The 12,133-nt window shown below is 42.5% G+C and carries 12 protein-coding genes, 1 tRNA gene, 1 rRNA gene, 1 other RNA gene and 1 other annotated feature (1 of these 16 running past the window's edge); of the genes, 4 read left to right on the top strand and 11 right to left on the bottom strand.

What is annotated here, in order from left to right:
• The 8 genes from FAY30_RS00145 to tadA all read right to left on the bottom strand — a co-directional run.
• Positions 1 to 181 (bottom strand): 16S ribosomal RNA (locus tag FAY30_RS00145); it reaches 1,370 nt to the left of the window's first position.
• Between the two features lie 306 nt (positions 182 to 487).
• On the bottom strand, positions 488 to 751 hold the full coding sequence (locus FAY30_RS00140) for a pro-sigmaK processing inhibitor BofA family protein (protein ID WP_149868026.1): 264 nt from the start codon (positions 749 to 751) through the stop codon (positions 488 to 490).
• 90 nt (positions 752 to 841) lie between these two features.
• A complete protein-coding gene (locus tag FAY30_RS00135; protein WP_149868025.1) occupies positions 842 to 1,060 on the bottom strand; it encodes a YaaL family protein in 219 nt (72 codons plus the stop codon).
• Positions 1,061 to 1,076: 16 nt separating this feature from the next.
• The gene (gene recR / locus FAY30_RS00130; RefSeq protein ID WP_149868024.1) at positions 1,077 to 1,673 is read right to left on the bottom strand and encodes a recombination mediator RecR; all 597 of its coding nucleotides are present in this window, start codon (positions 1,671 to 1,673) and stop codon (positions 1,077 to 1,079) included.
• Between the two features lie 299 nt (positions 1,674 to 1,972).
• Positions 1,973 to 2,287: a YbaB/EbfC family nucleoid-associated protein gene (locus FAY30_RS00125; protein ID WP_149872540.1), complete on the bottom strand. Its 315-nt coding sequence runs from the start codon at positions 2,285 to 2,287 to the stop codon at positions 1,973 to 1,975.
• 26 nt (positions 2,288 to 2,313) lie between these two features.
• Positions 2,314 to 4,005 carry a DNA polymerase III subunit gamma/tau gene (gene dnaX, locus FAY30_RS00120; protein ID WP_149868023.1) on the bottom strand — a complete coding sequence of 564 codons (1,692 nt, stop codon included), beginning with the start codon at positions 4,003 to 4,005 and terminating at the stop codon, positions 2,314 to 2,316.
• Between the two features lie 125 nt (positions 4,006 to 4,130).
• Positions 4,131 to 4,395: signal recognition particle sRNA large type (gene ffs / locus FAY30_RS00115), an RNA gene on the bottom strand.
• 93 nt (positions 4,396 to 4,488) lie between these two features.
• Positions 4,489 to 5,007 (bottom strand): tRNA adenosine(34) deaminase TadA, encoded by a 519-nt coding sequence (gene tadA / locus FAY30_RS00110; protein WP_149868022.1) that lies wholly within the window; start codon positions 5,005 to 5,007, stop codon positions 4,489 to 4,491.
• Positions 5,008 to 5,085: 78 nt separating this feature from the next.
• On the opposite strand from tadA, the gene FAY30_RS00105 reads away from it, so the two are divergent.
• The 4 genes from FAY30_RS00105 (at position 5,086) to FAY30_RS00090 (ending at position 8,645) form a co-directional block, all read left to right on the top strand.
• Positions 5,086 to 5,661 (top strand): cysteine hydrolase family protein, encoded by a 576-nt coding sequence (locus FAY30_RS00105; RefSeq protein ID WP_149868021.1) that lies wholly within the window; start codon positions 5,086 to 5,088, stop codon positions 5,659 to 5,661.
• A 36-nt stretch (positions 5,662 to 5,697) separates the two neighbouring features.
• Positions 5,698 to 6,984 (top strand): LysM peptidoglycan-binding domain-containing protein, encoded by a 1,287-nt coding sequence (locus FAY30_RS00100; RefSeq protein WP_149868020.1) that lies wholly within the window; start codon positions 5,698 to 5,700, stop codon positions 6,982 to 6,984.
• A 306-nt stretch (positions 6,985 to 7,290) separates the two neighbouring features.
• Positions 7,291 to 7,953, top strand: a complete 663-nt coding sequence (locus tag FAY30_RS00095) for a deoxynucleoside kinase (RefSeq protein WP_149868019.1) — start codon at positions 7,291 to 7,293, stop codon at positions 7,951 to 7,953.
• Positions 7,944 to 8,645 (top strand): deoxynucleoside kinase, encoded by a 702-nt coding sequence (locus tag FAY30_RS00090; protein WP_411675470.1) that lies wholly within the window; start codon positions 7,944 to 7,946, stop codon positions 8,643 to 8,645. The genes FAY30_RS00095 and FAY30_RS00090 overlap by 10 nt, the downstream gene beginning before the upstream one ends.
• Positions 8,646 to 8,731: 86 nt before the next feature.
• Here the strand turns inward: FAY30_RS00090 and FAY30_RS00085 are convergent.
• The 3 genes from FAY30_RS00085 to FAY30_RS00075 all read right to left on the bottom strand — a co-directional run bounded on the left by FAY30_RS00085 (position 8,732) and on the right by FAY30_RS00075 (position 12,085).
• Positions 8,732 to 8,824: transfer RNA gene (locus FAY30_RS00085), tRNA-Ser, on the bottom strand.
• Between the two features lie 99 nt (positions 8,825 to 8,923).
• On the bottom strand, positions 8,924 to 10,201 hold the full coding sequence (gene serS / locus FAY30_RS00080) for a serine--tRNA ligase (protein ID WP_149868017.1): 1,278 nt from the start codon (positions 10,199 to 10,201) through the stop codon (positions 8,924 to 8,926).
• Positions 10,202 to 10,442: 241 nt separating this feature from the next.
• Positions 10,443 to 10,669 (bottom strand) — a binding site (T-box leader).
• A 114-nt stretch (positions 10,670 to 10,783) separates the two neighbouring features.
• Positions 10,784 to 12,085, bottom strand: a complete 1,302-nt coding sequence (locus FAY30_RS00075) for a serine hydrolase (RefSeq protein ID WP_223820962.1) — start codon at positions 12,083 to 12,085, stop codon at positions 10,784 to 10,786.
• Positions 12,086 to 12,133 lie beyond the last annotated feature (48 nt).

The raw sequence follows: 12,133 nt of genomic DNA, 5'->3' as shown, positions 1-12,133 counted from the left end.
AATTATCCGGTATTAGCTCCGGTTTCCCGAAGTTATCCCAGTCTTACAGGCAGGTTGCCCACGTGTTACTCACCCGTCCGCCGCTAACCAACAGGAGCAAGCTCCCATTGATTCGCTCGACTTGCATGTATTAGGCACGCCGCCAGCGTTCGTCCTGAGCCAGGATCAAACTCTCCAAAAAAGTTGAGTTGATTAGCTCATAATTTAAAACGTTGGCTTAGTTTCTATAGAAAAAACTAATAATTTATTGTTTGTTGACGTTTTTTTGTTTGTTTAGTTTTCAAAGAACAAATACCATTGTCGCTCAAAGACGACTTTATTATCATATCAAGTTATCAACCAAAAGTCAATAACTTTTTTTAATCAAGCCATCGCGTCTTAGTGGCGACTTTTAATATATTAAATCATTTTACACGTATGGTCAATACCTTTTTTGAAAATTGTTTTAGAAAAAAGAAAAACCGCTGTTTACAGCGGCCTGTTCCTTTTAGATCACCCATTGTTGAATGGCTACTAATGCAAATAAACCCGGAATACCTAAGAAACCCGAAACGGCTGATGTTGCAAAATTGATGGGAACATGGATTCCGTACCTATTGCCGGCTACATTTAAGAAAAATAATAGGAGTGCCCCAATTAAAAATTTTATGGAAGCTTGGCCGACAAATCGGGCAGGCTTAAACTGCGCCCCAGAGAATAACAATAAAAGGATTAGTCCTCCTAAAATAGATATAACGAAAATTGGTTCCAAAAAAGCTAACCCCCTTCTAAAGTCCCTTTACTGACACTATATGTACAAGTCAGGAAGAATAGACCTATGGAAGAGGACTAGCTTTTTTACTTATCTTATTAAAGTGACATTGCGCTGCTTTGCTTCTCTTAATAGAAAAATATATTTGGCTTCCGCTACTTTTGTTTGACAAACGACTTCATTGGAAGGATCGAAGCTTTTTTCCAAAAGCAGTTTTTCTTGCTGCCAATGATCTCTATATCGGTTGAGCTGTGTTAACAGCTTTTCATCATATTCTTTTCGAAGCCGTCCTTTTCGCCGAAAAAACATCATCCATTCCTCCGGTCTATAATTCTCGTCGTCCTTCTAGGGCTTTGGATAAGGTTACCTCGTCAGCATACTCAAGATCTCCGCCAACCGGCAATCCATGAGCAATTCTCGTTGTCTTAATTCCTGAAGGTCTTAACAAACGGGAGATATACATGGCTGTTGCTTCACCCTCTATATTAGGGTTGGTTGCGAGGATCACTTCCTGGACGGTTTCATCCTGGAGCCGCTTAAGCAAATCAGGAATATTTATATCTTCAGGGCCAATCCCATCCATCGGAGAAATTGCCCCATGCAGGACATGGTACAATCCATGGAATTCTTTCATCTTTTCCATCGCAATGACATCCTTTGGATCTTGAACGACACAAATGATCGCCTTATCCCGGCTCTGATCTTCGCATATATAGCATGGGTCTTGATCAGTGATATGGCCGCAGACAGAACAGTAGGTAAGATTCCGTTTTGCATTGACAAGTGCTTTTGCAAAATCAAGCACCGTATCTTCTTTCATACTTAAGACATAAAAAGCCAGACGTGAAGCTGTCTTCGGACCAATACCCGGCAGCTTCATAAAACTGTCAATCAGCTTAGAAATTGGTTCAGGATAATGCATTTATATTTTTCCCCTCTAAGGGTGCTAACACCCGGTTATACCTTTTTAAAAGACTAAAAAAGTATATGATTTTTGACTTTGAGAATTGTCCAGCTTCAGCGCCCTAGCGGCTAGTGTCCTTCGCTCTCCGCCCTACGATAAGTCAACATCGATTCGCCTCCGGCTCTTCGTGTTTCCTTTATCTCAGTTGGAGCGCTCCACAAGGAAAGCTTCGGCAGCATAGGCATCGCACGAAGAAAAAGCGTTAGCTTTTTCGAGGAGACCATACACCGCTGACCAGGGCGCTTCCGCTTTTCTTATTAAAACGGCAGGTTCATTCCTTTTGTAAACTGCCCCATTGTATTGTTGGTTAACTCTTCTGCTTTTTTAAGGGCATCGTTTGTTGCAGCAAGGACAAGGTCCTGCAGCATTTCAATATCATCAGGATCCACTGCTTCAGGTTTAATTTGTACATCTACCACTTCTTTATGACCGGTTACAATTACTTTTACCATGCCGCCGCCAGCCGTTCCTTCAATTTTCTCTTCACCTAATTGTTCCTGTGCTTCTGCCATTTTCTTTTGCATTTTTTGCATTTGCTTCATCATATTTTGCATATTTCCACCGCCACGCATCATTACGTCATACCTCCAATTATTTTTTAGTCAACTATTTCCACAAATTCATCGCCAAATAATTTCTTAGCTTCAGTTATATGTGGTTCTTCTTCCTTAGTCGGCCCGCTAAATTCTCCTTCTTCGCCGTGCTGGCTGTTTAGGAAACTTTCGCGAATAGGCAGCCATTGATCCTCAGGGACACCTAAAATGGAAAATCGTTTGCCGGCTAATTTATATAAAGCAGCAATGACTGCATCGAGAAAATCGCTGCGGCTCATTGCCATTTGGCAAATCATTTCGTGTTTGAATTTAATGATAAAAGCATCGGCTGAAGCGGCAATCGGTTCGGCATCATTTAACAGGGCGGCCTGCGACTTCAAAAGCCCATCCCTCATTTCAGCCCAATTTGATTTAATAAGATTTAAATCGCTCTTTGTTGCCTGCTTTAGCACTTCATTTATTTTTCCAACTGCCGGCTGGAATGCCTTTTTCGACGATCTTTGGGCCGGCTTTTGCGGCTGTGATGCCGCTTCTTGTACTGCTGCTGGTGCCACTCCGTTTTCCTTTAAGTGCTGCAGCTCCGACTCCAGCTGTTCAATTCTTGTTAGTAGTTGCTCTATATGGGCCGGCTCTGACGGAGTTACTTGTTTTACTTCTAATTGGCAAAGCTTAACAATGGCCACTTCAAGGAAAACTCTTGGATGGTTTGTCCAGCGCATTTCTTGCTGTGTCTTATTTAACAGGTCAATAAGCTGGTAGATTTGTTCTGTCGAAATAGCCTCCGCCATCTCACGAAACTCATCATCAAGCATGACTCGTTCTAGTGATTCTTCGAGATTTGGGGCCGTTTTATAAAGCAGCATATCACGGTAAAATAAAATCAAATCCTCAATGAATCTCGCTGGATCTTTTCCATGATATAAAAGCTCATCCAATGCTTCTAAACCATTTGCCACTTCACCCTCTTGAAAGGCTTGTGCTAATTTGTTCAGGAACCCTTGCGATACAGAACCTGTGACGGTTAATGCATCTTCTACAGTGACATGATCCTCGCTGTAAGAAATCGCCTGATCTAATAAACTTAACGCGTCCCGCATACCGCCTTCCGCTGCACGTGCAATCATTTGCAAGGCACGATCCTCACAGTCGACACCCGTTTCATCTACAATTAATTTCATCCGCTTGACAATGGATCCTGCGGTAATCCGTCTAAAGTCGAAACGCTGACATCTTGAAATAATCGTTAATGGGATTTTGTGAGGTTCTGTTGTGGCCAGAATAAAAATAACATGTTTCGGCGGTTCTTCCAACGTTTTTAATAAAGCATTAAAGGCACTAATGGATAGCATATGCACTTCATCGATGATGTAGACCTTGTAGTCTACGGCAGTTGGAGCAAATTTGACCTTGTCGAGAACATCCCGCATTTCTTCCACTCGAGAGTTAGAAGCAGCATCAAATTCTAACACATCTGGTATTGTACCGTTGGTAATTCCCCGGCATGCCGCACATTCATTACAGGGTTCAGAAACCGGTGCACGCTCACAGTTGATTGCCTTGGCTAATATTTTTGCCGCACTCGTTTTACCTGTCCCTCTTGGCCCGGAAAAAAGATAGGCATGGGAGATTTTTTGTTGAAGCAGGGCGTTTTGCAATGTCTTGGTCACATGTTCTTGTCCTACTACATCAATAAATTCTTGAGGCCGCCAAACACGATATAAAGCTTGATAAGCCAATTGACACCGCCCCCTTCAATTTTTTTCATCTCATCTATTATAACGTATCTCAATTCTTTTTTACAAAAAGAATAACAAAAAACTCACCCCAAATCTGAGATGAGTTATTTTATGTACTATAACTGCCGTGCACCTTCCTTCGACTGACGTCCATAAGCGTTACTTAAGCAGTTAGCTCGGCCCAGGCAACCCTGCGGCACATGGGAGCGTCCACTTAATGCTGCTTCCTTCCGGACCTGACATGGTTCATGGATTCCCATTGCGCAGGACCAGGGCGTCAACACCACTTACTTAAGGCAGACCCTACAGACGATCAGCCTCAGGAAGGGATTCAGTCTCGCTAGAGCGGATTGCGAGTACAGGGCACCGCTACCTCCCCACCTAGCACGGCAAAATTGATACCAAATTTTTAGTGCGTCCTTATCTGACGCCTCTTTATAATACAACCATTCCTGAAAAAAAGCAATCTTTATCAGTTGTAAATTATTGTAAGTTGTCTGATGGAGTTTGGTTTCTTTTTTGCTTCTCCATTTTTTTTCTATCCCTTATTTTCCGAAAAAAATCTGAGAGCATTTGACCGCACTGTGATTCTAATACACCCTTTGTTACCTCGCATTGGTGATTGAAGCGTGAATCCTGCAAGAGATTCATGAGGGTGCCGGCACAGCCTCCTTTTGGATCAACAGCACCGTAGACGACTCTTTTAACCCTTGATAAAATAATCGCTCCGGAACACATTGGGCATGGCTCTAGTGTAACATATAAAGTGGATTCCTCGAGCCGCCATGACCCAATCTCCCTGCACGCTTGATCGATGGCCAGCAGTTCAGCATGCGCGATCGCGTTTTGGTCGCTTTCCCGTAAATTATGGGCCCGGGAAATAATTTCACCGTCGATCACCAATACTGCACCGATTGGCACCTCATTTAATTCCTCTGCCTTTTTCGCTTCCTCTATTGCTTCTCTCATAAAATATTCGTCTTGGTTATAATCAACTTCCATGTTAAAACCGCCTTTACAAACCCTAATAGGATAAAAACCCCTGTACCATTCCAAAATAAACAAGAAGGAGGGAGGCAAATGAATGATACCCGCCCTGCGCTCTTAATTATTGACATGATTAACAACTTTGATTTTTCTCATGGCCCCATTCTTGCCAAAAAGGCCCGGCAAATTGCGGCGCCGATCAAATTTTTAAAAAATCAATTTAATAAGCAAAAGCTGCCAGTCATTTTCGTCAATGACCATTATAATTTATGGCTGGCTGATTTTCATAAAATTATTGACTTTTGCCGCAATGAAGACAGCCTGCCTGTCTTTGAACAATTACTGCCGGAAGCCAATGATTACTTTTTAATCAAGCCAAAGCATTCTGCCTTTTATGGCACAGCCTTAAACACCCTGCTTCATCAGCTAAAAGTTAATACGCTCCTACTCACAGGAATTGCCGGTAATATTTGTGTATTATTTTCGGCAAATGATGCCTATATGCGAGAATATCAGCTGATGGTTCCCAAAGATTGCATTGCATCAGTAGCAGATGAGGATAATTTGTATGCCCTCATGATGATGGAAAACGTGCTTAAGGCGAACATTCAACCAAGTAATCACGAAATTTATCAATTACCTATCATGTATCCCTCCCCGCCCTCATAAAATAGCGGTAGCGCAGTTTACGGGGAGGGATATTGGATGCAAATCCATGTCATAAAGAGCAATGAAACATTAACGACGATTGCTAGATCCTATCATACAACCGTTCAAGATATTATTGAGGCAAATGAATTACCAAATCCAAATAATCTGGTTATCGGACAATCAATTGTCATTCCGATTATTGGTCATTTTTATTTCGTACAGCCGGGAGATTCTCTATTTTCCATTGCCAGGAAAGTGGGCGTCCCCTATCAGGAGCTTGCAAATATCAATCGCATCAACGTGAATCAGCCGCTGAATGTCGGGCTTCGTCTCTATATACCTCAGGGAAAAAAAAGGAGTGCCGAGTTTAATGCATACGTTGAACCGCGCGGCACTACGGTCGCCCCAGTATTAGAAAGCAGCGCCCGTGAGGCCGCACCATATCTGACCTACTTGGCTCCGTTCAGTTTTCAGGCACTGCGTGATGGCGGTTTGAAAGAGCCCTTATTGAATAATTTCCCTGCGATTGCTAAGGCCAACCGCAACGTCTTAATGATGGTGATTAACAACCAGGAGAATGATCAATTTAGCGATGAACTCGGCCGCATTCTCTTAAATGATACGGCCATCCAAAATAAATTTATCAATAATATTGTTGTAACAGCAAAAAAATATGGATTCCGCGATATTCATTTTGACTTTGAGTTTTTACGCCCTGCCGACCGCGAGGCCTACAATAATTTTTTACGAAAGGCGAAACAGCGCTTTAAGAGTGAAGGCTGGCTGATGTCGACTGCGCTTGCCCCCAAAACAAGTGCAACGCAAAAAGGAAAATGGTATGAAGGCCATGATTATAAAGCTCACGGCGAAATCTCGGACTTTGTCGTGATCATGACGTATGAATGGGGCTATAGCGGCGGCCCTGCGATGGCAGTTTCTCCTATTGATCCAGTCAGAAAGGTATTGGAATACGCTATTACCGAAATGCCATCGAACAAAATTCTCATGGGTCAAAATCTTTATGGCTATGATTGGACACTTCCATTCGTTCAAGGGACCGTAGCCAAGGCCGTAAGCCCCCAGCAAGCCATCCAGCTGGCAGCAAAACACAATGTCCCTATTCAATATGATACGAAAGCACAGGCACCCTTTTTCAAATATAGCGATGCTGGTAAACAACACGAGGTTTGGTTTGAGGATGCCCGCTCTATTCAGGCCAAGTTTGACTTAATTAAAGAGCTGAATATCAGGGGGATGAGCTATTGGAAGCTTGGGTTGGCCTTCCCGCAAAACTGGCTGCTCATCGTCGATAATTTCAATGTGACAAAAAGGGGAACATAAAGAAAATCCGCCGATTGGCGAGCCGTTAGGCGAAGACAGAGGCACAGTTGCCCATATGCCTGATAAGAAAGTTACACTATCTTATCGGCTAAAATATTTTAACGACAAAAACTGCCGAGTTTCGGCAGTTTTTTCATATTTTTGCCACGAACTTCACTTCTACTAAATTTTCCATATCCATTCCTGTAGTGGATTGTGATAAAATATCATTTGTGTCTTAGTTTTAGATATATAAATAAAATAATTGAACCAATGTAATCCGGTTAATCATAGAGAGTGCAGGGAGCTACAAAGGAGGACTTTATAATGGGGGATACACCCTTTATTACCGTTGAAGGGCCGATTGGTGTGGGAAAAACATCGCTCGCAAAAGCCATTTCAGAACAGTTTCAGTTTGCTTTATTAAAAGAGATTGTTGACGAAAATCCATTCTTAGGAAAATTTTATGACAACATTGAGGAATGGAGTTTTCAAACGGAGATGTTTTTTCTCTGCAATCGCTTTAAACAATTAGGGGATATCAATACCCATTACTTAAGCCAGAACAAGTCAGTTGTCGCAGACTATCATATTTTTAAAAACTTGATATTTGCTACTCGGACCCTAAATGAGGATGAATACAAAAAATATTATAAAATTTATCAAATCCTGACTGAAGATATGCCAAAGCCCAATGTCATTATTTATTTGAATGCAAGTTTAGATACACTATTAAAGAGAATTAAAATTAGAGGGCGCGAAGTCGAGAAAAACATCAGCCCGTTATATTTAGAGCAGCTTTCAATGGACTATGAAAATACAATGGCGGCTTTTGAAAAAGAACATCCAGAAATCCCTGTTCTCCGCTTTAGCGGTGATGAGCTGGATTTTGTAAAAAGTGAACAGGATTTAAATCATATCTTTGAGAAATTAGCAGCGAGATTGAAACAAACAGCTGGACCAACATATAGAACAGGGGGATGTTCGTGAGTATCGTTATTGGTGGTATGATTGGACTCGGAAAAACAAGTGTAGCCGACACATTGAGTGCACACTTTAAAAATAAAGGGATTGAAAGTAAGGTATTTTATGAGGCGGTCGATGATAATCCCATTCTTCCGCTCTATTATGAGTTGACACCGGAGGAGTTAGATGCACGGAGAATTCCTTTCCTGCTGCAGTTATTTTTCCTAAATAAACGCTTCAAGACAGTGAAAGATTGTATCAATTGGCGTGAACCGATTTACACGATTCAAGACCGCTCGATTTATGAGGATTGGTATTTTGCTTATGTGAATAAAAACTTAGGCAGAATCTCTCAACTGGAGTTCAAAATTTATGAAGATCTCGTTGATAACATGTTGGAAGAACTGAATGAGCTGCCAAAAAAGGCTCCTGATTTAATGGTGTATTTAAAAGGTTCGTTTGATACCGTTATTGACCGGATTATGGCCCGCGGCCGAAGCTTTGAAATTAACCCGGAATTAAAGGAGTACTACTTCGAAGTGTGGAAGGGTTACGATGAATGGGTCATGGATCAATATAATGCGAGTGAAGTACTCGTGATTGATATGGATACGACTGATGTGGTAAAAAGCAAAGAGGATTCCTTGAGAGTCTGCCGTGATGTAGAAGATAAATTAAATGAAATACTGAACAGAACCAAGACACCTAGTTTTTAATAGGTGTTTTTGTTTATAAAAAAAATCCGTTACATCGAATGTAACGGATTTTATCTCCAGTTTTTATGCGCGATTGTAAATATAGATGGCGGAGGAAGAGGGATTCGAACCCCCGCGCGGTTTAACCCGCCTGTCGGTTTTCAAGACCGATCCCTTCAGCCGGACTTGGGTATTCCTCCGTATCGACAAAATGTAATTTATCATATATTTCATACTGTGTCAAACATATTTATATAAAATACCGGACGGAGAAGAAATCCGTCCGGAATTTTATATTTTTACAGTGTTATGACCTCACGGCCGCCCATATAAGGACGTAGTACAGTTGGAATGACGACACTGCCGTCCTCCTGCTGGTAGTTTTCTAAAATGGCGGCGACCGTGCGGCCAATCGCAAGGCCAGATCCGTTTAATGTATGCACATGCTCTGGCTTCGCTTTATTGTCGCGGCGGAAGCGGATATTGGCACGGCGTGCTTGGAATGCCTCGAAATTACTGCAAGAAGAAATCTCACGGTAGGTTTCGTAGCTTGGGATCCACACCTCAATATCGTACTTTTTCGCTGCCGTAAAGCCAAGGTCACCGGTGCACATGCTTAAAACGCGGTATGGCAGCTCAAGCAATTGCAATACCCGCTCGGCATCATGTGTCAGTTTCTCAAGCTCCTCATATGAATCTTCCGGCTTCACAAACTTAACAAGCTCAACCTTATTGAATTGGTGCTGACGGATCAGTCCCCTTGTATCACGACCTGCTGAGCCCGCCTCAGAACGGAAGCACGCGCTGTAGGCAGCAAACTTGATTGGCAGTTCCTCGCCGCTTAATATTTCATCACGGTGATAGTTGGTAACAGGCACCTCAGCAGTAGGGATGAGGAAATAATCTTCGCTATCGATTAAAAAGGCATCCTCTTCAAACTTTGGCAATTGGCCTGTGCCGGTCATGCTAGTGCGGTTGACCATATATGGCGGCAGGATTTCCGTATAGCCATGTTCATCGACATGAAGGTCAAGCATGAAACTCATTAACGCACGCTCTAAACGGGCCCCCAGCCCTTTATAAAAGACAAATCGGCTGCCGGTAACCTTACCTGCCCGTTCAAAGTCAAGGATCCCTAATTGGTCAGCAAGGTCCCAGTGCGGCTTCGCTTCAAATCCAAACTCACGTACTTGGCCCCATTTTCGAATCTCAACATTTTCATCCTCTGTTTCCCCGATCGGAACACTTTCATGCGGGATATTGGGAATGCTAAGCAGTAAATTGTCTAGAACTTCTTCTACCGCGCGGAGCTCGTCATCAAGCACTTTAATTTGATCGCCTACCTCACGCATTTCTTTAATTAAATGATCGGCATCCTGCTTCTCACGTTTTAATGCGGCAACCTGCTGGGAAACCTCATTCTTTTTGCTTTTTAATTTTTCAGTTTCAACAATTAACTCGCGTCTTTTTTGATCAAGCTCCTCAAACCGGCCTAAATCTGTTAAATCCTCACCGCGATGTTGCAGCTTTTCTTTTACTTCGGCAAAATTAGCCCTTAATACTTTAATATCCAGCATGTTTAGACACTCCCTTTTCTTTTATAAAATAGACTCTGCTAAGCATGGCTGTTGATTTCCGCTACAGCCGCGAGCGGTTCGCGGGGCGGGCGGTGAGCCTCCTCGGCGCTAAAGCGCCTGTGGGGTCTCACCTGTCCCGCTGCTCCCGCAGGAGTCTCGCGGCTTCCGCTCCAATCAACAGTGGTTCAAAATCAACAATAAACTTTAACAGAGCCATAAAATAAAAAACTCCCGCCCCAAATACAGGGACGAGAGTTAGTCGCGATACCACCCTGGTTGACAGCCAATGCTGCCCACCTCAAAAAAAATGTAACGGTTTCTACCGAAAGTACTTACTTACCTCTGAAATGGAGGTGTTCCATACCTTGCTCGAGGATGGATTCACAAGTTTCACCCGCCGGTTCACACCTGCCACCGGCTCTCTTTTGGAGTGATGTTCCTGTTACTAGTTCCTCTCATTGCTTTTAGCATTATAGTTTTGTTTAATAATTTACTATAATTATTAGCAATTTGCAACAACCTTATACAAATTGTTGTGCTTTTGCTTCCTTCACCATCTCGACGAAGTAGGCGGATACTTAATTAAAACCATCCCTTAACAGCTGAGGCAATTCCGTGCCAGACATCACCAAAGAAATGACCGATTCCACGCATCATCAGAACAAACCAGTTTGCCTTCTCTACATCTTGTGCAGCAATGACATCCACCTGTGCTTGTCCATTCCCTGTAATGAAGCTGACCTTTTCACCGTTTTTCGGTTCAATGGTTAAAGTGCCGACCTTTTCACCTTTTTTAATTGGTGCCGTTAACTCGCCATTTTTGTTGATTTTCTTTTTATCCAGTACTAAGACTGGTTTATAATTTTCTTTTTCGCCATTGTGAACGACCATTTCAACGGCAGATTTCGTATAAATCTTTACTTGATCCTCTTTTCCTTTGATGACTGGGATTGTTTTATGCCCCTTCACTTGGTAGTGTTTTGGAACAAGCTCTTCTTTTGAGTAGTTACTGAAGGCATAATCCAACATCTTTCTCGTTTCATCAAAGCGTGCTTTATACCCGCCTTTTCCGCTGGAGTCCTTCGCATTTTGAACTACTGTAATAAATCTTTTTCCATCACGGGAAGCCGTACCTGTAAAACAATAGCCGGCAAAATCTGTTGTCCCGGTTTTAAGCCCGTCCATGCCTTGATAGCCAAAATCTAACTCCGGCAGCATCCAGTTCCAGTTGATCATTTCAATTCTATCTTCTGTGCCTTCACGGAATGTTTTCTTCGGGGTGCTCGCTGTTTTCAATACATCTGGGAAATCATTAATCAGATGTAACGCAAGTGTAGCAACAGCCCGGGAGGACATGACATTTTCTTCTTCAGCGCCAGTTCCTTGCGGGTGCTCCCCTTTGTAATCACGATTATTTAACCCTGTTGAGTTGACGAATTTATAATCCTTCAACCCTAACTTAGTTCCTTTATCATTCATCATTTTTACAAAATTTGTTTCTGAACCGCCAATTACCTCAGCAATGGCAATGGTCGCAGCATTTGCAGAGTAAATCGCCATTGCTTCATATAATTCACGTACTGTATATTTACCGTCAGCCCGTAACGGGACGTTTGAAAGATCACGATTTTGGGAAATTTTATAGACGAGGTCACTAGGTGTATATTCTCGGTCCCATTTCACTTTACCCTTTTTAACTGCCTCTAATAAAAGATATTCTGTCATCATTTTTGTCATACTAGCAATTCCTAGTACACTGTCTGCATTCTTTTCATATAAAACCTTACCTGTTTCTCCGTCAACCAATATGGCCCCATCTGCATTCACATTTAATGCCGCTTCTGCCTTTGCTGTACTTGCTCCGGCAAATAGGCTGATAAACATGACGAGTGCCAGCGCACTAGCAACGCACTTCTGATAAAAATGTTTATT

Source organism: Bacillus sp. S3 (assembly GCF_005154805.1).
Taxonomy (GTDB): Bacteria; Bacillota; Bacilli; order Bacillales; family Cytobacillaceae; genus Neobacillus.
The sequence above is the reverse complement of the archived record's forward strand: the minus strand, read 5'-3'. Positions and strand labels throughout refer to the sequence as shown.

Excerpts from the sequence above, each read along its gene's own strand:
- FAY30_RS00135 (WP_149868025.1), bottom strand. The coding sequence starts at position 1,060 with ATGTTTTTTCGGCGAAAAGGACGGCTTCGAAAAGAATATGATGAAAAG.
- recR (WP_149868024.1), bottom strand. The coding sequence starts at position 1,673 with ATGCATTATCCTGAACCAATTTCTAAGCTGATTGACAGTTTTATGAAG.
- FAY30_RS00125 (WP_149872540.1), bottom strand. The coding sequence starts at position 2,287 with ATGCGTGGCGGTGGAAATATGCAAAATATGATGAAGCAAATGCAAAAA.
- tadA (WP_149868022.1), bottom strand. The coding sequence starts at position 5,007 with ATGGAAGTTGATTATAACCAAGACGAATATTTTATGAGAGAAGCAATA.
- FAY30_RS00105 (WP_149868021.1), top strand. The coding sequence starts at position 5,086 with ATGAATGATACCCGCCCTGCGCTCTTAATTATTGACATGATTAACAAC.
- FAY30_RS00100 (WP_149868020.1), top strand. The coding sequence starts at position 5,698 with ATGCAAATCCATGTCATAAAGAGCAATGAAACATTAACGACGATTGCT.
- FAY30_RS00095 (WP_149868019.1), top strand. The coding sequence starts at position 7,291 with ATGGGGGATACACCCTTTATTACCGTTGAAGGGCCGATTGGTGTGGGA.
- FAY30_RS00090 (WP_411675470.1), top strand. The coding sequence starts at position 7,944 with ATGTTCGTGAGTATCGTTATTGGTGGTATGATTGGACTCGGAAAAACA.
- serS (WP_149868017.1), bottom strand. The coding sequence starts at position 10,201 with ATGCTGGATATTAAAGTATTAAGGGCTAATTTTGCCGAAGTAAAAGAA.
- FAY30_RS00075 (WP_223820962.1), bottom strand. The coding sequence starts at position 12,085 with ATGTTTATCAGCCTATTTGCCGGAGCAAGTACAGCAAAGGCAGAAGCG.